19 protein-coding genes are annotated in these 21,427 nt (G+C 72.2%); 6 read left to right on the top strand and 13 right to left on the bottom strand.

All coding sequences use genetic code 11. The annotated features are described in order from the left end of the window. Positions 1-937 (bottom strand): DNA polymerase Y family protein (locus tag ACXJKG_RS09025; RefSeq protein ID WP_456845427.1); only part of this gene is annotated, 937 nt, incomplete at its 3' end. Continuing rightward, positions 934-1,791: a hypothetical protein gene (locus ACXJKG_RS09020; protein WP_456845426.1), complete on the bottom strand. Its 858-nt coding sequence runs from the start codon at positions 1,789-1,791 to the stop codon at positions 934-936. The genes ACXJKG_RS09020 and ACXJKG_RS09025, both read right to left, overlap by 4 nt. Before the next feature lie 220 nt (positions 1,792-2,011). On the opposite strand from ACXJKG_RS09020, the gene ACXJKG_RS09015 reads away from it, so the two are divergent. The 5 genes from ACXJKG_RS09015 (at position 2,012) to ACXJKG_RS08995 (ending at position 6,095) form a co-directional block, all read left to right on the top strand. Continuing rightward, positions 2,012-2,680: a Pr6Pr family membrane protein gene (locus tag ACXJKG_RS09015; RefSeq protein ID WP_456845425.1), complete on the top strand. Its 669-nt coding sequence runs from the start codon at positions 2,012-2,014 to the stop codon at positions 2,678-2,680. Positions 2,681-2,687: 7 nt separating this feature from the next. Continuing rightward, the gene (locus tag ACXJKG_RS09010) at positions 2,688-3,212 is read left to right on the top strand and encodes a YbhB/YbcL family Raf kinase inhibitor-like protein (RefSeq protein WP_456845424.1); all 525 of its coding nucleotides are present in this window, start codon (positions 2,688-2,690) and stop codon (positions 3,210-3,212) included. Next, positions 3,209-3,772, top strand: a complete 564-nt coding sequence (locus tag ACXJKG_RS09005) for a YbaK/EbsC family protein (protein WP_456845423.1) — start codon at positions 3,209-3,211, stop codon at positions 3,770-3,772. The genes ACXJKG_RS09010 and ACXJKG_RS09005 overlap by 4 nt, the downstream gene beginning before the upstream one ends. A gap of 67 nt (positions 3,773-3,839) precedes the next feature. Next, positions 3,840-5,147 carry a Fic family protein gene (locus ACXJKG_RS09000; RefSeq protein ID WP_456845422.1) on the top strand — a complete coding sequence of 436 codons (1,308 nt, stop codon included), beginning with the start codon at positions 3,840-3,842 and terminating at the stop codon, positions 5,145-5,147. 9 nt (positions 5,148-5,156) lie between these two features. Then, on the top strand, positions 5,157-6,095 hold the full coding sequence (locus ACXJKG_RS08995; RefSeq protein WP_456845421.1) for an alpha/beta hydrolase: 939 nt from the start codon (positions 5,157-5,159) through the stop codon (positions 6,093-6,095). Positions 6,096-6,100: 5 nt separating this feature from the next. Here the strand turns inward: ACXJKG_RS08995 and ACXJKG_RS08990 are convergent, their stop codons facing one another. From ACXJKG_RS08990 to ACXJKG_RS08945, 10 genes are all read right to left on the bottom strand, one after another. Beyond that, the gene (locus ACXJKG_RS08990; protein ID WP_456845420.1) at positions 6,101-6,928 is read right to left on the bottom strand and encodes a TrmH family RNA methyltransferase; all 828 of its coding nucleotides are present in this window, start codon (positions 6,926-6,928) and stop codon (positions 6,101-6,103) included. A gap of 4 nt (positions 6,929-6,932) precedes the next feature. Next, complete coding sequence (locus tag ACXJKG_RS08985) at positions 6,933-8,123, bottom strand: endo-1,4-beta-xylanase (protein WP_456845419.1); 1,191 nt, start codon at positions 8,121-8,123, stop codon at positions 6,933-6,935. A gap of 28 nt (positions 8,124-8,151) precedes the next feature. Then, positions 8,152-9,396: an MFS transporter gene (locus ACXJKG_RS08980; RefSeq protein ID WP_456845418.1), complete on the bottom strand. Its 1,245-nt coding sequence runs from the start codon at positions 9,394-9,396 to the stop codon at positions 8,152-8,154. A gap of 31 nt (positions 9,397-9,427) precedes the next feature. Continuing rightward, the gene (locus tag ACXJKG_RS08975; RefSeq protein ID WP_456845417.1) at positions 9,428-12,421 is read right to left on the bottom strand and encodes a hypothetical protein; all 2,994 of its coding nucleotides are present in this window, start codon (positions 12,419-12,421) and stop codon (positions 9,428-9,430) included. Positions 12,422-12,500: 79 nt separating this feature from the next. Beyond that, positions 12,501-14,483, bottom strand: a complete 1,983-nt coding sequence (locus ACXJKG_RS08970) for an ABC transporter ATP-binding protein (RefSeq protein ID WP_456845416.1) — start codon at positions 14,481-14,483, stop codon at positions 12,501-12,503. Continuing rightward, complete coding sequence (locus ACXJKG_RS08965) at positions 14,480-16,216, bottom strand: ABC transporter ATP-binding protein (RefSeq protein ID WP_456845415.1); 1,737 nt, start codon at positions 16,214-16,216, stop codon at positions 14,480-14,482. The genes ACXJKG_RS08970 and ACXJKG_RS08965 overlap by 4 nt, the downstream gene beginning before the upstream one ends. Then, positions 16,216-16,893, bottom strand: a complete 678-nt coding sequence (locus ACXJKG_RS08960; protein WP_456845414.1) for a helix-turn-helix domain-containing protein — start codon at positions 16,891-16,893, stop codon at positions 16,216-16,218. The genes ACXJKG_RS08965 and ACXJKG_RS08960 overlap by 1 nt, the downstream gene beginning before the upstream one ends. Positions 16,894-17,013: 120 nt before the next feature. Then, a complete protein-coding gene (locus ACXJKG_RS08955; protein WP_456845413.1) occupies positions 17,014-18,174 on the bottom strand; it encodes an SPFH domain-containing protein in 1,161 nt (386 codons plus the stop codon). 60 nt (positions 18,175-18,234) lie between these two features. Continuing rightward, the gene (locus tag ACXJKG_RS08950; protein WP_456845412.1) at positions 18,235-18,669 is read right to left on the bottom strand and encodes an NfeD family protein; all 435 of its coding nucleotides are present in this window, start codon (positions 18,667-18,669) and stop codon (positions 18,235-18,237) included. Between the two features lie 94 nt (positions 18,670-18,763). Then, a complete protein-coding gene (locus tag ACXJKG_RS08945; RefSeq protein ID WP_456845411.1) occupies positions 18,764-19,558 on the bottom strand; it encodes an ABC transporter ATP-binding protein in 795 nt (264 codons plus the stop codon). Positions 19,559-19,645: 87 nt separating this feature from the next. Here ACXJKG_RS08945 and ACXJKG_RS08940 point away from each other — a divergent pair, with 87 nt between their 5' ends. Next, positions 19,646-20,434 (top strand): hypothetical protein, encoded by a 789-nt coding sequence (locus ACXJKG_RS08940; protein ID WP_456845410.1) that lies wholly within the window; start codon positions 19,646-19,648, stop codon positions 20,432-20,434. A gap of 36 nt (positions 20,435-20,470) precedes the next feature. Here the strand turns inward: ACXJKG_RS08940 and glgA are convergent. Beyond that, on the bottom strand, positions 20,471-21,427 hold a 957-nt coding region (gene glgA, locus ACXJKG_RS08935), incomplete at its 5' end, for a glycogen synthase (protein ID WP_456845409.1).

The raw sequence follows: 21,427 nt of genomic DNA, 5'->3' as shown, positions 1-21,427 counted from the left end.
GCGTCAGCCCGCCCCACCCGCCCAGGTCGGTGCGCCAGGTCCGCACCAGGTCGGTGCCCTCGTCGGTGCGTGCGGCGATCTGCAGGCGTCCGCACGTGACGGAGTGCTGCACCAGCAGGGCGTGCAGCTCCTCGGCCAGCCGGCGCCCGGCGAACGTCGCCGAGTCGACCCGGTCGAGCGGCGGGTCGAGGTCCGTGCCCACCTCGAGGTCCGCCTCGGGCCGACGACGCGCGGGCGGTCGCTCGTCGTCGCCGCGCGCGAGCATCTGCGCCCACGCGCCGAGCCGCCCGAACCGGGCGTGCACGTCCGTGGGCGGCAGCGCCGCGAGCTGCCCGAGCGTCCGCAGGCCCAGCCGGTGCAGCAGGTCCACCAGCTCGGCCACCGCGGAGGCCGCCTCGTCCGTGACCGTCGCGTGCACCAGCTCGCCCATGCCGCGCGGGGCCAGGTACGCCGCCGACGCCCCCGGCGGCACCACGGCGCCGGTGCGGGTGGCCAGCACCGCCGCGAGCAGCCCGTCCGCCGTGCCGACCGCGCACTCGTGCCCCGACCCGGCCGCGACGGCGTCGATGAGCTTCTCCGCGAGGGCCTCCTCCGAGCCGTGGTACCGGCTCGCGCCACCCGCGGGCAGCAGCAGCAGCCCGGCGCGGACCACCTCGATGCCGGCCACCACCGTCTCGGCCGCGGCGGCGACCGGCTCGAACAGCCGCACGTCGCGGGCGTCGTCCGCGGGCAGCAGCACCAGCTCGGGGCAGACCCCCTGCGCCTGCCGGCGTCGCATCCCCCGGCGCACGCCCTCGGCCCGCGCGAGGGCGGACACGGCGGTGAGCTGCCGGCCGTCGTGCACGGCGGTGGGCTGGTGCAGCGGCACGCCCTCGGACGTCGCCGCGGCCACCACCGGCCAGTCGGGGACCCACAGGACGGTCGTGCGCGTGCTCATCCGACCAGCCTCAGGCCGGTGGTCGGGGCCGCCGCGGACTCCCTCACCACGGGTGCGGTCGAGCCGAGGGGCAGGGTCAGCTCGAGCGTGCGCGGCACGGCTGCGCTCCCCCGACCCGTGCGGACCAGCCGGATCTCGTGCGTCCGCAGACGCCCCTCGCCGGCGTCGATCCCGGTCCAGCGGCCCGACTCGACCGTGAGCACCACGCCCGCGCCCGGCCAGTCGGCGGTCGACAGCAGCACGGACCCGCGGTCCCTGGCCCGCGCGGACAGCTTGCGCCGGTCCGCGTCGGTCAGGGCGACCTCGRGGCCGACGACCACGACGTCCACCCCGTCGAGCAGCGCCGCCACCACGGTCGGCGCCTCGAGACCGGGCCGCGGCACCACCGCCAGCCGGTCGAGCGACACCCCCGCCTGGGCGGCCGCGAGCAGCCCGATGGTCGGCTGACCGACGACCGCGGCCCACGCCCCGCCGGCGCACGCGTGCGCGAGCATGGCGAGCACCAGGGACGTCGACCTCGTGACCACCGTGGTGCCACCGCGGCGCAGGCCCTCGGGCAGGATCGGGGCCAGCGGCGGCGGGACGGCCATCGGCGGGCGCTCGCTGGTGATGATCCCGGTGCTCGGCTGCTCCAGGGGTCCGTCGGGCAGGTCCGGCACCAGCGCGACCGGTGCCGGGGCGACGACAGTCTCGGGGACCCGGTGCGGCTCCGGCTCCACCGCCGCGAGGCCCCCCAGCGGGAGGATGCTGCGGGCAYCCGTGCGCTGCTCGGCGCGCGCGAGGGCGGCCCGTGCGAGCATGACCCGGTCCTCGCGTGACATCGTCCCCGCCGCCGTCTCCACCGCTGTGCCCACGTCTACACCGCCCCCTCGATCGGCCGATGAGAGGGTGCTCTCGAGACCTTCATCGAACATCTGTTCGAAGTATCTCAGTACACGCTGACATCCCCGACGGTGTCAATCCGCCGTCGCCCACCTGGCCGAGGGTCGGCGTGCCAGCGGGCGCGACGTCGCAGGTCTCGGCTATGTTCTCGTCGCCCGGCAGCGTGGCCGGCGTCGGATCAGGAGGCACGTCATGGGAGTCGTCGTCGGGATCTACCGCCTCGCGCTGGCGGCGATCACGTTCGTCGCCCTGTTCTGGGCGCCGAGCACGGGCGTGACGTTCGACATCGGGGACTACGTCTACTTCACCAACCAGTCGAACCTGCTGCTGGCCGTCGTCATGCTCTGGGGCGGCGTCGCCGTGCTCGCACGGCGGACCGAGCCGGCCCCCTGGCTGTTCGGCGCGGTGACGCTCTTCATCCTCATCACCGGGCTGGTCTCCTACGTCATCCTCGACCCCGCCCCTCCCGGCGAGGAGGTCATCGCCCTCGGCCTCACGCACGACCAGCTCGTGCACCGGCTGACGCCCATCGCGGCGTTCGTGCACTACCTGCTGATGGTCACGCACCGTCGCCTGCGCATCCGGAACGCCGCCTGGTGGCTGCTCTACCCGGTGGCGTACTGCGTGTTCACCACGATCCGCGGCATCGTGAGCCCCGGCAGCCCCTACCCGTACGGGTTCATCGACGTCTCGGAGCTGGGCTACGGGGGCCTGCTGCTCAACGTGCTGATCTACGGCATCGGCTTCTTCGTCCTCGGCCTCGCCCTCGTCGGCATCGACCGCCTCCTGCCCGCGCGGGCGATCATCGGCCGGCGCGAGCCCGAGCCGACCCCGCGCGTGACGCTCGTCCCCGCGGAATGATGTTGCCATGGCCGTGAACCTCACCCGTCCCGTCGCCCCCGACCCGTACTCGTTGCTCCCGCCGGTCCCCGACTTCACGCTGACCAGCGACGACGTCCGCCACGGCGAGCGCCTCCCCGACGTCCACACGAACACCGACGCCGGCCGCAACGTCTCGCCGCAGCTGTCCTGGGAGGGCTTCCCGGCCCGCACGCAGTCGTTCCTCCTCAGCTGCTTCGACCCGGACGCACCCGGCCCCGCCGGCTGGTGGCACTGGACCGTGGTCGACGTCCCGGCGACCACGACGTCGCTGGCCACCGGCGCGGACCTGCCCGCGGGGGCGTTCGCGCTGCGCGGCGACGACGGCGAGGCCCGCTACGTCGGCGCCGCTCCCCCGCCCGGCGACCAGGTGCACCGGTACTTCTTCGTCGTGCACGCGCTCGACGTGCCGTCCCTCGGGTTCGGCCCGGACACGATGCCGGGCGCCGCGAACACCGCGGTCGTCTTCCACACGCTCGCGCGGGCGATCCTCGTCGGGACCTACCAGCGGTGAGCCTGGGCACGCTGACCTGGGTGCGCGCGCTCGACCGCCCCGACCTGCTCGCCGCATCGACCAGGGTCGCCATCGAGCGGTGGGCCGCGCAGGACCCGTCGGTCGCCGACGCCGTGCTGGTCACGGAGATCGACCCCGACCTCGCCGACACGGCGGCGCTCACCGAGGCGTACGCCCTGCCGCCCGCGGCTTCGGCCAACTGCGTGCTCGTCGCCGGCCGGCGCGAGGGCGACGAACGCGTCGCCGCGGCCGTCGTCCGCGCCACCACGCGCGCCGACGTCAACAACGCGGTCAAGCGGCTGCTCGACGTGCGCAAGGCGTCGTTCCTGCCGATGGACCGCGCGGTCGAGGAGTCGGGCATGGAGTACGGCGGGATCACGCCGATCGGCCTGCCCGGCCGCTACCGGGTGCTGGTCGACGCGCGCGTCGCGGCGGACGACCCCGCCGGACCGACCGTCATCATCGGCAGCGGGGTGCGACGGTCGAAGATCGCGCTGCCCGGCGCGCTGCTGGCGCGGGCGCCGGGGGTCGAGGTCATCGACGGGCTCGCGCTGGGCTGACGCGGGCCGATAAACTTTCCTCCAGTAGCACGCGAGGCAACTTTACGACGCTACCGGGGAGGTGCTCATGGGTCGCTACGTCGCGCAGCAGTGGGCGCCTCGCGCGACCGACGGCGTGCCGCGCCGCTTCACGCGCTCCGGCACGTACCAGGCGTTCGTCCCGGACTCGCTCCTCGACCACGAGATCGCCGTCGACGCCGCGCTCGGGGCGCTCCTGCACGAGGCGGAGAGCCGTACCCGGGAAGCCGCCGTGCTCGTCGAGCCGGCGGGCCTCGGGCAGGTCGGCGACCTGCTGGTCCGCTCCGAGGCCGCCGCGTCGTCACTGATCGAGGGCTACGAGCCCACTCCTCGCGCCGTCGCCGTCGCCGACTTCGTCGCACGCGGTCGCGAGTCCGCCGTGACCGTTGCGCGCAACCTGCACGCCGTACGCCAGTMCGTGGAGCGCGCGCTCGACCCCACGGTGTCGCTGGTGTGGGACGTCGTCGAGCTCCAGCGGCTGATCGCGCCCCGGCATGCGGGCGTCCGCACCGAGCCGGTGTGGATCGGCGGCCGGACACCGCTCGAGGCGCACTACAACGCTCCGCCCCACGACCTCGTGCCGGGGCTCCTCGACGACCTCGACTCCTACCTCGCGTCCCGGCGGCACGGCCCGGTCCTCGCCGCGGCCCTCGCCCACGCACAGCTGGAGACCATCCACCCGTTCGCCGACGGCAACGGCCGCGCGGGCCGCGTGCTGCTCGGGACCGTCCTGGCCCGCTACGGTCTCGCACCGCAGATCACCCTGCCGGTCAGCACCGCGCTGTTCCGGGACCGCGAGCGCTACTACGCGGCGCTGGACACGTTCCGGCAGGGCGACCAGGGCATCGCGATCGTCACCGTGATCGCGGAGGCGGTCGCCGGCGCCGCAGCTGACGCGGTCCGGCTGTCGCGCCAGGTGACGGACTGGCAGCACCGACAGACCGGCGCGCTGGACGCGTTCCTGCGCGACCGGTCGCCGACGGGCCGGGTCCGGCGCGGGGTCGCGCACCGCCTGATCGCCGACCTGCCGGGCCATCCCGTGCTCGACGCGTCGTCGGTCGCGGCCCGGTACGGGGTCACGGAGGTCGCCGCCCGCAACGCGCTCGACTCCGTGGTCTCCGCGGGGGCGCTCCGGCCCGACCGGAAGGCGGACCGGACCCGCACGGTCTACGTCGCCACGGAGCTGCTGGACCTCGTCGCGGAACCCGGCGCGACGGCCGACCCCGAGACGCCGTCGGCCGTCGACATCCCCGTGACCGGGACCGACCTGGAGCCCGAGGCGGCATGCGGTGCCTGGCTCCCCCGCGCCGGACGCACCTGCCGCCTCCCACGGGACCACCGTGGCCAGCACCGCTGAGCGCGCGGCATGAGCCGGACCACGCACCGCGTCATCCGGGACCGTGCCGTCTGCCGCGCGCACGGGATCGTGGGCGTGCTGGCCCGGCCCGCCGCGGGGGCCGAGCGGGCCGTCGTCGTGCTCGGCGGGTCCGAGGGCGGGCTGCACGAGCGGGACGCCGTCGCCCTGGCGGAGGAGGGCTTCGCCGCGCTCGCCCTCGCCTACTTCGGGACGCCGGGGGTCCCGCCCGTCCTCGTCGACGTGCCCCTGGAGTACGTCACCCGCGCGATCGACCTGCTCGAGGCCGAGGGCTTCGCCGCCGGCTCGATCGGGCTGCTGGGTGGCTCCCGCGGCGGTGAGGCGGCACTGCTCGTCGGGAGCCGCGACAGGCGCGTCGGCTCGGTGGTCAGCGTCGCCGGCAGCGGGGTCGTCACGCAGGGCATCGACTACCGGGCCGGGCGGCTGGACGCGATCCTTCGGACGTCAGGTCCCGCGTGGACCGCCGACGGAGAGCCGCTGCCCTTCCTGCCCTATGAGGTCACGGCCGAGCTGGTCGAGACCGTCGAKCGTGGCGAACCGGTCGCGCTGCGCGACGGCTTCGCCGCGCTGCCGACGGACGCCGACGCGCTCGACCGCGTGAGCATGCCGGTCGAGCGGGTCCGCGGCGGCGTCCTGCTCGTGGCCGGCGGCGACGACCAGATGTGGGACTCGGCCGCCTACCACCGCGTCGCCGCCGACCGCCTGCGCCGGGCGGACCACCCGTACCCGTGGGCGGACGTCATGATCGACCACGTCGGGCACATGATCACCGGCCCACCCGGGGGCGCCTCCACGAGCCTCGGTCCCGGACCGGGCGTCACGTTCCGGTACGGCGGCGACCCGATCATCACGGCGCGGGTGCGCGGGGAGACCTGGGAGAGGACCACCGGCTTCCTGCGGTACACGCTGCCCCGCGAGGACCCGGTCTGACGCGGTCAGGGAACCCGGGTCGCCCAGAACGCCACGGCGGCGGCCGCCGCGACGTTGAGCGAGTCCACCCCGCCGGCCATCGGGATCCGCACCACGACGTCGGACTCGGCGACGGTGACCGGCTTCAGCCCGTGCCCCTCGGCCCCGAGCACGAGCGCCAACCGCTCCGGTGGGTCGGCGACCAGCTGGTCGAGCGTGATCGAGTCGTCGGACAGGGCCAGCGCGGCGGTGACGAAGCCGGCCTCGCGCAGGACGGAGATCCCGTCGGGCCACGGGTCGATGCGCGTCCACGGCACCTGGAACACGGTCCCCATCGACACGCGGACCGACCGCCGGTAGAGCGGGTCGGCGCAACGCGGGGTGACCAGCACGGCGTCGACCCCGAGCGCGGCGGCGGACCGGAAGGCGGCTCCGACGTTCGTGTGGTCGACGATGTCCTCGAGGACCGCGACCCGACRGGCACCCGCGAGCAGCGACGACACCGGCGCGAGGGCCGGCCGGTGCATCGCGGCCAGCGCCCCCCGGTGGACGTGGAACCCGGTGATGGCCTCGAGCACGGGCTCCTCGGCGACGTAGACCGGGACGACGGCGTCGTCGGCGGGCAGGCCGGCCAGCAGCCGCTCGAGGTCGGGGAGCCAGCGCGGCGACAGCAGGACGGACCGCGGTCGGTGGCCGGCGGCGAGCGCCCGACCCAGGACCGTGGAGCTCTCCGCGATGTAGAGCCCCTTGGCCGGCTCCTGCCGCGAGCGCAGCGCGACGTCGGTCAGCGAGACGTAGTCGGCGAGCCGTTCGTCGGCGGGGTCRGTGACGGGCTGGAGCGAGGGCACGGGCACGCGCTCATCCTTCCAGCCGGACGACGACCTCCCGGTCCTGCCCGAGCGCGAACGGGACGCCCTCCACCGAGTACGCCCCGCGGAACCCGCTGACCGGCACCCGCCCGGACGAGGAGGTCCGCAGGGTCGTCGGCGCCAGCCACCACTCGTCCTTCACCAGCCGCCGCAGGGCGTCGTACGCGGGCTTCGGGGTGCCGTCGACGCGGACCAGACCGGCCGGGGCGCCCAGCCACGCACCCTCGTCGGCGATCCCCCAGTACGTCGCCGCCTGGACCGCGGGGTGGCCCAGCAGGGTCCGGTAGTGCCGCTCGATCTCGTCGGCCTGCCGCGCCTCGCCCTCGGGTGTCGAGGGCCACGACGGGACCTGGTGGTCGTTGAGGTCCTCGATGTCCGCCGGCATGAGGTCGCCGGACACCAGCGTGGTCTCGGTGAGGTGCAGCGGGAGGCCGAACCGCGCGAACCTGTCGAGGATCGCGAGCGTCTTCTCCTCGCCCCAGTACCCCTGATGCATGTGGCTCTGCAGGCCGATCGCGTCGACCTGGATGCCCGCCTCCAGCACGCCCTCGATGAGGCACTCGTAGGCGGTCGACATGTCGAAGTCGTTGAGCAGCAGGGTCGCCGACGGGTTGGTCTGCCGCGCGGCGTCGAACGCCAGCCGGACGGTGGGGATGCGCCCCCGGTCCCACGCCAGCCGCGTGAGGCCGTTGGGCTCCTTGTCGAACACCGGCATGATCACGACCTCGTTGATCACGTCCCAGGTGTCGATCACCCCGGCGAAGTCCGCCACCTCGCGGCGGATCCGCGCGTCCTGGGCATCGGCGATCTCGTCCGTGGTGAGGTCCAGCAGCCAGGGTGCGCCGACGGTGTGCCAGGCGAGCGGATGACCCTTGACGACAACGCCGCGGTCGGYGAACCAGCGGGCCGCCCGCATCAGCCGTGCGGTGTCGGGCTGTCCACGGACGGGCTCGAAGGTGCCCCAGTAGAACGGCAGGGTCGCGGCGTTGAACACGTCGAACCAGAGGTCGGCCAGCGGCGCAGGACCGCCGTCGGCGTCGAGGAAGTCGAACCCGATGTTCCCGAACAGGAACGCGTGCCGCTCCTGCCCGACGACCACGTCGGTGTCGGCGAGCGGTCGGCCGTCGGCGCCGAGGACCGTGACGACGGCATCGGCGCGCCGGTGCTGCAACGTGGACATGGGCGCCAGCCTGCCACGGACGAAAACGTTATCGATCCKCCGCCACGCCGCGCTCGAGCTCGATCACCGGCACGATCGTCCCGCGGGTGGCCCGCCCCCCGACCACGGCGGCCGCCACCCCGACCAGTGCCACGACGGGCACGACGAGGAACGCGTCGTGGGTGCCGACGGAGTCGGCGAGCGCTCCGAGCGCGAACGGGGCCACCCCGACCGCCAGGCTGCCGACGAGGGTCGCCCGGGCCTGCGTGGCGTCGGCGCGGCCGGGGGCCGTGGCCAGCAGCAGGGAGACGGACAAGGGGTACTGCGCGCCGTACCCGAACCCGGCGACCACCAGGCCGACCATCGCCATCGCCGGGGTGGACGCCGTCCACAGGATCGCCCAGCCGCCGATAGCCACGACGAAGGCGACGGCCAGCAGCGTGGTCGGCGCGACCCGCAGCGAGAGCGGCCCGACGACGAACCGGACGGCAGACATGCCCGCCACCAGCCCGGCGGTCGCTGCGGCGGCGATTCCGGCCCCGGCGCCGGTCTGCTGCAGGATCAGGCTGGTCGACCAGTAGGTCGTCGCGAACTCCAGCGAGATCCCGGCCACCAGGCAGACCAGGAAGCACCAGGCGGGTACCCGGCTCCCCGTCCGCACGGGTCGCGGGGCGGGCGGAGGATCGCCCGCGGCCCGCGCCGGAGTCATGGCGCCGCCGACGGGGATGCGGGAGACGAGGACCACGGTGACCAGCGCGAGCGCGACCGTCACCAGCACCGCCGGCCGCCACCCCCACCCGACCGCGACGCAGACGCCGACAGCCAGCGGGCCGACCAGCCCGACCGTGGAGCCGACGCCGTTCCCCTCGGTGAGCGCGGCCGAGGCCTTGCTGCCGTGCCGCATCGCGAGGCCTGCCTGCGCCGCGCTGACCAGGACGTTCCCGCCGAGCGAGAGCACGACCATCGACAGCAGGCTCCAGCCGAGCGCCGGTGCGGCCACGAGCCCCGACGCGCCGACGGACACCAGCACGCACGCGAGCAGGATCGCGGCGCGGCGGCCCCTGCCGCGGACCAGCCGCGGGGCGACGAACGCGGCGATGATCCCGCCGGCGGCCATGGCCGTCCCGTGCAGCCCCGCCTGCGCGTCGGAGATGCCGAGCTCGTCGGCCAGGAGCGGCACGCTCGGGTTGAAGCTGTACAGGAGCCAGCCCCACACGGCGAAGCCGCTGTAGAACGCGATCGTCATCCGGTCGCGGTGGAACCCGGTGCGCTCGGCGTCGGGCAGGGTCGGCATGACGCCGAGCGTACGGGTCGAGCGCCCGGGGTCAGTCGCCTCGGGTGAGATCTCGAATAGCCCGTTCGTATGCCGCGGACTGCGGGTATCCGGAGTGGCGCGCCGCGACGAACATGTAGGTCTGCTCGTCGTACTCGTCGGCCATCCGGTCGATCGGCACGGTCGGACTCCGACCAGGGATGGACTCCTTGTCGGCATCCGGCCCTTCTTCGCCGAGCCGCGGCGGACCAATCGTGTACGCATCGATAGGGAAGCCCGCGAAGTCCGTACGACGCCACAGGCTGATCCAACGCGGCTTCGATCGCCCCCCGAGTGACTCAAGCAGCGTGTACTGGTCGCCAGCAGTCTCGTCGGACGGCGACGACTTTGCGTCTGGGTCCATGCTCCACGGGTCGGGACTCCACATTCTCGGTCGCAGGCTCGGTCGGTTCCCGATGACCCTGGGGCCGAGTAGCTCTGGAAAGAATCGACCGAAGTATGGCCTGAGTTGGGTGCCATAGGTCAGCAGCGAGATTCGCGAATCGGCCCACGGCCAGGTCACGTTCCCGTCCTCGTCGGTCTGCGCGCCGTCCCATCTCGCAAACAGCGTCGAGATCGCCAGCACGACACCCATGCTGTGAGCCGAGATCACCACCCGCTTGTTCTCATCCTGCTCGCGCGCGCGTCGCGGCTTGTCATCGGCGCGCTCGCTCTCGAGCCAGTCGTCGATTCGTCGCCGTAGTTCAGGAACGACTCGTTCGGAATAGCAAGGCGGACCGAACGGATGAGCCGCCCGAGGAAGGAAGCACTGCAGATCCCAGAGAAATCCCCATGGTCGATTGGCCGCCTTGTGAGTGCCCCCCACGACGTTGCTGGCAACCCCGGCCAGCACCGCAAGGAGGAGCCCTGCAACGACAGCCCTGAGGGAGTTGTTTTCACAGGCGGCACGACAGCTCAGCACATTCGACGATGAGGGTTTCGTCGCAGCCACGACGAGTGAGGTCCCGAACGCGAAGACGAGCGCGCCCCCGAGCAGGGCGGCGAGGGCGCCGACGACAATCTCGGCACGCTGCGCCATCGCCGCCGCACGCCTGGCGCTGAGCACGATGTCTGCGCCGGCCTCGCTGAGCAGTCCAACCCCCAAGTACGTCCCGCGGGGTCTCACCGGGATGTCACCAGCCGTCATCCCTCTCCACACAACTGCGATCGCGATGACGACGAGTCCGGCGAGGACCGCGAGGGTCGCCCAACCGAAGGCAGTGAAGATGGTTGGTACGACCAGCACATGATGGGTCCCGATGAGCGAGACCTCGTCACCGCGAGGCGTGGCAATTGCTGCCGGCGGCGTGCTCGGGGCGGAGCATTGCGTCGTGCAGTCTGACTTCGCCGGGGCGTCGAGCAGCGCCGGGAGCCCCACGCCCACGAGACTGCTCAGAACCAGTGCGAGCCCGGCCGCGAGCGTCATGAAGACAGCGGGGGCCTTCCCCGCCCAGCCGGAGTTCCTTCGGTCAGACGCGTCCTTGTCGACCGTGAGCACGGTGAACACCAAGATGGCGGCGGCACCGATCGCGACACCGGCGAAAATGCCGGCCGGCCAGTTCTGTCTGTTCAGCCTGAATATCGCGGCGGCAACCCCCGCAACGACGATGACGCTGACGAGTGCCATCCAGACAACGCCGCCAACCGCGCGCCGCAAGCCAATGCCTACGACACAGAGGAGCACGAGAAGTCCGACGATCATCGTGACGATCGCATCGGAGGCGAGAGACACCGGCGCGAGTGAGGGCGATCCGGGATGGGCGAGATAGTTGCCAGAAAGCCCGACACCGATGAGCACCGCCCCCAACAGGACGACCGAGCCCCACAACAGCAGGCCGTGCGGCAACACGGATCGCCTCACCACGGAACTGACGACGACCCACGCACGTGCACGCACCGAGGCGGCCGTGTCCACCTTTGCGTTCAGGGGGGACTCACCGCCGGCGACCGGCGCACGCCCAGGTCCATCGTCGACATCGGGGGCGCCGGAGCTCTTTGCCGCCACCCGGAGCGCGACTCCGACCAGGAGTACCGCTGCAGCGATCCCACCCAGCGTCCAGGCGAGCGCCAGCCCGTCCGACAGCGGGTCCCCTTGCACTCGTTGGTACACGAGGATGCCTGTGACCAGTGCAAAGCCAGCGGCTGCGTGGAGGGACGCATCCTTGCCACTGTTCGTCGCCGTGCGCCAGAAGCCCGTCCGCGCCATCACGGGTACTCCGCGCCAGCGCGGCACCGCGCTCGTCCCGCCCCGAACAGCGCGGGTCAGAGAAACCCGCTGGTCGAACCGGACCCGGCCGCTCCACGCGATGACCATCAGGAGCAGGAGCACGGAGACCGGCACAAGGGCGAATGTCGCGATTCGAACCCCGTCACTCGAGCCGGCCATCGAACGGACTACCGACGGCAGATGCGAACACACCGATCGCGAGACGGTGTGCGGATCGGTCGGGTGCTTTGGGTCGGTGGCGGGCACTCGCTCGCCGAAGCATTGGGTGCCCACGACGTCCACTGAGGCGACGGTGAATGTGGCCACGATCAAGAGCGACAGCAGCAAGCAGAAGAGGCGAACTGCGGCCGCGCCGTAGGGAGCGGGTGCCTTGCCCGGGCTGGGGTCGGGTCCCGGTCCGACGTGAACGTCCTCGGGCAGCTTCCGGGCCCAGTACGCCGCGTTGGCGATGCCGAGCGGGATCAGGAAGGTCCAGCCGGCCCGGATCACCGCCTGCCCGAAGCCTGCAACGAGGCCGAGCCCAGGAAGTGAGCCCGCACGCGCGAGGGAACCCCACGAATACGCCTCGATGTGTCGGCGCGGTGTCCCGTCCGAATCGGACAGTTCACCGCGCTCCTCGGCCGCGTGCTGGTCCTTGGTCTCCCAGAAGCTGGCGAGGTCATCGCCCTGCGTACGCGAAACCTTGTCTGCGTCCACACCGAGCATTCCCTGCGGCGGGGTGTTGCCGACACCATGGACACGTAGCTCGAGAACGTCAGGCTTGGGCTTCGGCTTCTCCACGCGCACCCCCGTTGGCACTGCCTGCGCAATCAGACATTGCGGACATTACGCGCATAAGAGGGCGTGATGACAGGGCAACTCAGTCCACGGGCGCCACCGCAGCCGCGAACTGGCTCGCGTAGAGCCGCGCGTACGCGCCGCCGGCCGCGAGGAGCTCGTCGTGCGAGCCCTGCTCCACGATCGCGCCGGCCTCCATCACCAGGATGGTGTCGGCGTCGCGGATGGTGGACAGCCGGTGCGCAATGACGAACGACGTCCGTCCGTGCCGCAGCGCGTTCATCGCCTGCTGGACCAGCACCTCGGTGCGGGTGTCCACGGACGACGTGGCCTCGTCGAGGATGAGGATCGCCGGGTCGGCCAGGAATGCGCGGGCGATGGTGAGCAGCTGCTTCTCCCCCGCCGAGACGTTCGCACCCTCGTCGTCGACCTTGGTCTCGTACCCGTCGGGCAGCGTGCGCACGAAGCGGTCGACGTGGGTCGCCACCGCGGCCTCGACGATCTCGTCCTGCGTCGCGTGCTCGACGCCGTACGCGATGTTCTCCGCGAGCGTGCCGCCGAAGAGCCACGTGTCCTGCAGCACCATGCCCATCTGCGAGCGCAGCGCGTCGCGGGTCATGTCCCGCACGTCGACGCCGTCCAGCGTGATCCGGCCGTCGTCGACCTCGTAGAAGCGCATCAGGAGGTTGACCAAGGTCGTCTTGCCGGCGCCGGTCGGTCCGACGATCGCGATCGTCTGACCCGGCTCGGCCACCAGGGACAGGTCCCGGATCAGCGGCTTCTCCGGCGAGTAGCTGAACGCCACGTTCTCGAACGCGACACGGCCCTGGAGCGGCTGGACCGGCTGCACGGGCTCGACCGGGTCGGGCTCCTGCTCCTCGGCGTCGAGCAGCTCGAACACCCGCTCGGCCGAGGCGACGCCCGACTGCAGCAGGTTCGCCATGGACGCGATCTGGGTGATCGGCTGGGTGAACTGGCGGCTGTACTGGATGAACGCCTGCACGCTGCCGAGCGTCAGGGTGCCCGACGCCACCTGCAGGCCACCCACGACCGCGACGATCACGTAGTTCAGGTTGGCCACGAACCCGAGCGCCGGCTGGATGATCCCCGAGATGAACTGCGCCTTGAAGCTCGACTCGTAGAGGCTCTGGTTGCGCTCCGCGAACGTCTGCGCCGACTCCTTCTGGCGACCGAAGACGGTGACCAGCGAGTGGCCCGTGTACATCTCCTCGATGTGGGCGTTGAGCTGGCCGGTCACGGCCCACTGCTTCATGAACTGCGGGCGGGAGCGCTTGGCGATCGCCCCCGCGATCCAGATGGACAGCGGCACGGTGACCAGCGCGATCACCGCGAGCAGGGGCGAGATCACGAACATCATCACGAGCACGCCGACGACCGTCAGCACCGAGGTGATCAGCTGCGAGAGCGTCTGCTGCAGCGTCTGGGCGACGTTGTCGATGTCGTTGGTGACGCGGCTGAGCAGCTCGCCGCGCGGCTGGCCGTCGTGGTACTTCAGGGGCAGCCGGGACAGCTTCGCCTCGACCCGCTGACGCATCTGGTAGACCACGCGCTGCACGACGACGGCCGTCATGCGGCCCTGCAGCCACCCGAACAGGAACGAGCCCAGGTAGATCGCGAGGACGACCAGCAGGATGTTGCGCAGGTGCGTGAAGTCGATCCCGACTCCGGGCACCGCGCCCGACGACTCGACGATGTTGGCCTGTGACGTCTGACCCGCGGCCCGCAGGGCGTCGACCGCCTGGGCGTTGGTGCTCCCGGCCGGGAGCTGCTTGCCGATCACGCCGGCGAAGATGACGTTCGTCGCGTTGCCCAGCAGCTTGGGTCCGATGACCGCCAGGACCACCGATGCCGTGCCCATCGCGATGATCGCCACCATGGGCCAGCGCTCGCCGCGCATCTCGCCCAGGAACCGCCGGGCGGACCCGCGGAAGTTCATCGACTTCTCCCCGGGCATGCCCATGTTCATCATGGGACCGCCGCCCCCGGGGCCGCGGCGCTGCGGGGGCATCCGCTGTGCGGGTGCCTGGCGCTCGTCGGTGCTCATGCCGCCTCCTCCACGCTGACCTGCGAGTACACGATCTCCCGGTAGGTCTCCGACGACTCCAGCAGCTCGCTGTGGGTGCCCACACCGACCACCAGGCCGTCCTCCATCACGACGATCGAGTCCGCGTGCCGGATGGTGGCCACCCGTTGCGCGACGACCAGCACGGTCGCGTCCCGCGTCTCGGGCACGAGCGCCGCGCGCAGCGCCGCGTCCGTGGCGTAGTCGAGCGCGGAGAACGAGTCGTCGAACAGGAACACGGACGGCTTGCGCACGAGCGCGCGCGCGATGGCGAGCCGTTGTCGCTGCCCACCGGACACGTTGGTGCCGCCCTGCGAGATCGGGGCGTCGAGCCCCTCGGCCAGCGCCTCGACGAACGGGCGGGCCTGCGCGACCTCGAGCGCGTGCCACAGCTCCTCGTCGGACGCCCCGGGCTTGCCGTACTCCAGGTTCGACCGCACCGTCCCGGCGAACAGGTACGGCTTCTGCGGGACCAGGCCGATCTGCGTCCACAGCTGGTCCGGGTCGAGGTCGCGCACGTCGACGCCGTCGAGCAGCACCGAGCCGCCGGTCACGTCGAACAGCCGCGGGATCAGGTTCACCAGGGTCGTCTTGCCCGAACCGGTGGAGCCGATGATCGCGGTGGTCCTGCCGGGCTCCGCGACCAGGTCGACGCCGTGCAGCACCGAGCGCTCGGCGCCCGGGTACCGGAACTCGACACCCCGCAGCTCCAGCAGGCCGGGCCGGTTGCCCGTGAGCCCGACGGGGTGCTGCGACGGGACGACGGACGTGTCGGTCGTGAGCACCTCACCGATGCGCTCCGACGAGACGACGGCACGCGGGACCATCACGAACATCATCGTCGACATCATGACCGCGATCAGGATGTAGGCGATGTACGACAGGAACGCCGTGAGCTGGCCGATCTGCATGGCGCCCGAGTCCACGCGGTACGCGCCGAACCAGAGCACCGCGACGCTCGTGACGTTGAGCACGACCATGACCGACGGGAACATCAGCGCCATGAGCTTGCCGACGCGCAGCGACGTGTCGTAGAGGTCCGCGTTCGCGCCGTCGAACCGCTGCGACTCGCGGCGCTCGCGGACGAAGGCGCGGACCACGCGCACGCCGGCGATCTGCTCGCGCAGCACCCGGTTGATCCCGTCGATCCGCTTCTGCATCGACCGGAAGTACGGGACCATCCGCGAGATGATCAGGCCGATGATCAGGCCGAGCACCGGCACGGAGACCAGCAGGATGCCGGACAGGACCACGTCCTCGCGCATCGCCATGATCACGCCGCCGACCAGCATGATCGGCGCCATGATCATCATCGTGAAGGTCATCATCGTGACCATCTGCACCTGCTGGACGTCGTTCGTCGTGCGCGTGATGAGCGTCGGCGCCCCGAACTTGGCCACCTCCTGCGCCGAGAACGTCTGCACCTGACCGAACAGCCGCTCGCGCACGTCACGCCCGAACGCCATGGCGGTCCGGGAGCCGTAGTAGACGGCGATGATCGCGGCGATCACCTGGACGAAGCTCACGGCGAGCATGATGCCGCCGAGGCGCAGGATCTCGGTCGTGTCCCCCTTCACCACACCGTCGTCGATGATCCGGGCGTTGAGGCTGGGCAGGTACAGGGTGGCCATCGTCTGCACCAGCTGCAGCACGACCACCGCGACCACCGCACCCTGGTACGGCTTGAGATGCTCCCTGAGCAGCTTGATCAGCATCATGAGCTCCTGTCGGTCGGGGTGGGGGCGAGGACGCCGTGGAGGATGAGGTCGACCAGCTTCTCCGGGTCCGGCGGTCCGGTGTCGAGCCCCCGGCGAGCGGCGTCGACGGTACGCATCGTCGCTCCGATCAGCACGGTGTTAAACAGGTCGATGACGTCGGCGACGGGAAGGCGCAGCGCGCCGATGTCGGGCTCCAGGAGCTCCGCGACCACCGCCGTCACCGCGGCGGTCCCCGCCTGCTGCCGCAGTCCCCACTGCCGGATCGCGGCCTCGCGGTTCTCCGGGGTCGGCCCGGCGGGCTCCAGCCGCCCGACCTCGTGCAGCAGGCCCATCCAGCGCATCGCGTCGCCCACGTGGGCCTGCGCCTGGGTCATCAGGAGGAGCAGCTTGTCGCGCAGCGGGAGCGTCCGGTCGATCGCCGCGATCTCCGGGATCGAGTCCGCCGGGTCGACCGCGGCGAGCACGGCCTCGCGGATGAGCGTCACCTTGTCGGTGAACACCCGGAAGAGCGTCCCCTCCGCCACTCCGGCGGCCTCGGCGAGCTCGCGCGACGTGACCGCGGCACCACGGGCCAGCAGCACGGGTCGCACGGCCAGCAGGATCGCGGCGCGGCGCTCGTCGGGCGGCAACGGCGCGGCCCGACCCGCGCGTACGGCACCGGTGACCATCTCCATCCGGCGAGGGTAACTGAGTGAGCACTCACTCCGGAAGTTCTCGACCCATGTTCGCTGTGAGCGAACGCCCCCCCACGAACGAGTGAGGGCCGGGTCGACGAACGACCCGGCCCCTTCCCGTCACGCCCCGGGGGCGTCCTGAGGCGGCTCGGGCGGCTGCGCCGCGCGTGGCGGCACCGCTCCCCTGCCGGGCCGCTGGCCCAGCTCGACGCCCGGGTCGAACGGGCGCCCGCTCAGCGTCCCCGAGCTGGTCGCGTCAGCCGTCGCCGCCGCCGACTCGCGCCGCGCCTCGGCCAGCGCCACCGCCGGGTCCGTGAGCGTCGTCGGCGGCAGGTCGTCGCCGAGCGGCGAGGTACCGGCGGGGCGCCCGCTGTCGTCGGGCGTGAACGCGCCGCCGAAGCCCTTGGCGAACACCCCCAGCGCGCTGGTCAGCTCGGACGGCAGGAACCACATCTTGTTCGACGGGGTCGCCGCGATCTTCGGCAGCATCTGCAGGTACTGGTAGGCCAGCAGCTTGGGGTCGGCGTCGCCGCGGTGCACGGCGTCGAACACCTGCAGGATGGCGCGTGCCTCGCCCTCGGCGTTGAGGATCGCGGCCTGGGCGTTGCCCTCGGCCGTGAGGATCGCTGCCTGCTTCTGCCCCTCGGCCGTGAGGATCTGCGACTGCTTGATGCCCTCGGCCGTGAGGATCGTGGCGCGACGGTCACGCTCCGCGCGCATCTGCTGCTCCATCGAACCCTTGATGCTCTCGGGCGGGTCGATCGACTTGAGCTCGACGCGGTTGACGCGCACGCCCCACTTGCCGGTCGCCTCGTCGAGCACGCCGCGCAGCTGGCCGTTGATCTGGTCGCGGCTGGTCAGCGTCTGCTCGAGGTCCATCGAGCCGACGACGTTGCGCAGGGTCGTGACCGTGAGCTGCTCGATGCCCTGGATGTAGTTGGCGATCTCGTAGACCGCCGACTTCGGCTCGGTCACCTGGAAGTAGATGACGGTGTCGATGCTGACCACGAGGTTGTCGGACGTGATCACGGGCTGCGGCGGGAAGGACACCACCTGCTCGCGCAGGTCGACGCTCGCGCGCACCCGGTCGACGAACGGGATGAGCAGGTGCAGGCCGGCGTCCAGCGTCCGTGAGTACCGCCCGAGCCGCTCGACGACCACCGCGGTCGCCTGCGGCACGATCCGCACCGCCCGCACCAGGGCGGTGATGACGAACAGCAGGATCAGAGCGCCGACGATGTAGGCGGCGATCGTGCCCGAGCCAACGTTGTCCAAGAACATCAAGCCTCCTGAATTGGCGCGGACTCGCTGCCCGCGGGTCGAACGTCGATGGGGTCTGCGTCAGAGGCCCGCGACGGGCGCGACGACCGCGGTCGCGCCGTCGATGCGCGAGACGCGCACCTCGGTGCCCGGCGGGATCGCCTGCGCGACGTCGACGCGCGCGCTCCACACCTCGCCGTTGAGCTTCACGCGGCCCCCCTCGACGGTGACGGTGGAGACGACGACCGCCTCCTGTCCGACGAGCGCGGCCGAGTTCGTCTCGATCAGCGGGGTGCGCTCACGCAGGCGCTTGAGCAGGAAGGGCCGCAGCGTGGCCAGCAGGACCACCGAGGTCAAGGCCGCCACGATGATCTGGACGCCGACCGGGGCGCCGAGCCCGTAGGCGGCGGCTCCCGCCAAGGCTCCGCCGGCGAACATGATGAGCACCAGGTCGAGCGAGAGCATCTCGAGGATGCCCAGCACGAGCGCCGCACCGATCCACCACAGCCAACCCATCGGGGCCCACTCCCTCGGTCGGGGCGGAGTCCGTCGATGGATCCCGCGTCCCCATCGATACTAGGCTGTTTCTTTGCGAAGGGTTGGCGCAACCTCAACCCTGTGACGAGTCCGCCCGAGCGGCCCAACGGCCGCCGATCCTGTCGACGACCAGCGGCAGGTCGAAGGCGYCCGAGAGCGTCTCCGGCGTGAGCACCTGGTCGATCGGCCCCTGCGCGAACGCCTTGCCCTCGCGCAGCAGCAGGATGTGCGTGAAGCCGGGCGGGATCTCCTCGACGTGGTGCGTGACCAGCACCAGCACCGGCGAGCGGCGGTCGGCCGCCAGCTCCGCCAGCGCCGCGACGAGCTCCTCGCGGCCGCCGAGGTCCAGCCCGGCGGCCGGCTCGTCGAGCAGCAGCAGCTCGGGGTCGGTCATCAATGAGCGGGCGATCTGCACGCGCTTGCGCTCGCCCTCGGACAGGGTCCCGAAGTACCGGTCGGACAGGTGCGCCACCCCGAAGGCGGCGAGCAGGTCCGTGGCGCGCGACTCGTCCAGCGACTCGTACTCCTCGCGCCAGCGGCCCGTCACGCCGTACGCGGCGGTGAGCACGACGTCCTTCACCCGCTCACCCGCCGGGATCCGGTCCGCCAGCGACGCGCTCGACAGGCCGATGCGGGGGCGCAGCTCGAAGACGTCGACCCGGCCCATCCGCGAGCCCAGCAGGTCCGCGGTCCCGCTGCTCGGGTGCATGCGTCCCGAGGCCACCTGGAGCAGCGTGGTCTTGCCGGCGCCGTTGCGGCCGAGCACCACCCACCGCTCACCCTCGCGGACCGTCCACGTCACCTCGTCGAGGATCGTCGTCGTTCCCCGGCGGATCGTCACGGCCTGCAGGTCGAGCACGTCGGTCATGGGCACGACCCTAACCGTCGAGCCGCACGTGGGCGGGCTGCGACGGGCCGCTCGGCCGTGCATTGGGTCACGATCTACGGTTGTCCGGTGGACCTCATCCTGGAGCTCCCCCGCTCCGTGCTGCTCGCCCTGTGGCTGTCGGACGACAAGGCCGATCGCTCCGTGCTCGTCGACGCCGTGCAGTCCGACGACGAGCCGCACACGGTCCAGCGCCGGCCGGCCGCGGACGACCCCCTGCGCGACGACATCACCGACGAGCCGCTGGGCACGCTGCTGGACGCGTGCGCGGGTTCACCGCGCGACGTGGCGGCCGTCCTGCCCGTGCCGGGCGACCCGGGGCCGACGCCCGCGGCGGTGAGCTCGGCCGCGACGGAGGCCGGCGAGGCCGTGCTCGTCCGCACCCCGACCGCGTGCCTCGTGGCCGTGCCCGTCGTCGAGCGCTTCGGCTCCGACCTCGAGCCCGGGCACCTGGTCACGTGGGAGGTCTCGGACGTCCCCGACTGGCGGCACGCGGCACACGCCCGGACCGGGACGCTCCAGGACGCCGAGCGTGAGCTGCGCCAGGGGCTGCTGCAGGCGACGGAGGCGCTGGTGAAGCTCGACGTCGCCCGCTGGCGGCCCGACGCGGCCGAGACGGTCGCCGCGCTGCGCGAGCTCGAGCTACCCGCCTGGCGGCTGCCGGACGGGCTCGACGGCCGCCGGGTCCGCGTGCTGGCCAGCGCCGCACGGCTGCGCGCCATCGTCGCGCTGGCCACCCAGGACGACGGCGCGGCGGTGAACCTGTGGCAGGCCGACCAGCGCTCCACGGCGCTGCGCGAGGTCGACCGCATGGCCCGTCGGGCGATGGCGGCGGCGTCGTCCCAGCTCAGCCCGTAGGCCGGAGCCCCCGTCAGGCCAACGCCCCTGGGCCAGTCAGGCCAACGCCCCCCTGTACACCTCGAGCGTCCGCTCGGCGATCGCCTCCCACGTGAAGTGGTCCTCGACCCGCCGGCGCGACGCGATCCCCCACTCCGCGGTCCGGGCGGTGTTGGCGAGCACGTCCGTGAAGGCCGCCGCCAGGTCCGCGACGAACCGGTCCGGGTCCACCGGGGTCCCCGTGCCGTCCTGCAGCTGGTCGATCGGCACCAGCCGACCCGTCACGCCGTCGTCGATGACCTCGGGGATGCCGCCCGTGGCCGTCCCGACGACCGGCAGCCCCACGGCCATCGCCTCGAGGTTGACGATGCCCAGGGGCTCGTAGATCGACGGGCACGCGAACACGGTGCCGTGCATGAGGACGGCGATGAGCTCGTCGCGGGGCAGCATCTGCTCGATCCACACCACGCCCGACCGCTTGGTCCGCAGCTGGTCGACCAGGCCCGTGACCTCGGCCATGATCGCCGGGGTGTCGGGCGCGCCGGCGCAGAGCACCACCTGGACGTCCGGCGGCAGCAGCTCGGCGGCGCGCAGGAAGTACGGCAGGCCCTTCTGCCGGGTGATCCGGCCGACGAACACCACGGCGGGCCGGGACGGGTCGATGCCCAGCGCACGCACGGTCGCGTCGGCCCGGGCGACCGCCTCGTCGTCGGTCGGTCGCTGCCACTGGTCCAGGTCGATGCCGTTGTGCACCACCTTGACCAGCGCCGGGTCGACCTTGGGGTACGCGCGCAGGATGTCGTCGCGCATGCCCCCGCTCACCGCGATCACGGCCGCCGCACCCTCGTACGCGGTCTTCTCCGCCCAGCTCGACAGGGCGTAGCCGCCGCCCAGCTGCTCGGCCTTCCACGGCCGCAGCGGCTCGAGGCTGTGCGCGCTGACCACGTGGGGCAGGCCGTGCAGCAGGCCGGCCAGGTGGCCGCCCAGGTTGGCGTACCAGGTGTGGGAGTGCAC

It is taken from the genome of Cellulomonas sp. P5_C6 (assembly GCF_054049635.1).
Note: the sequence above shows the minus strand (reverse complement) of the source record. Positions and strands in the feature narration are given on the sequence as shown.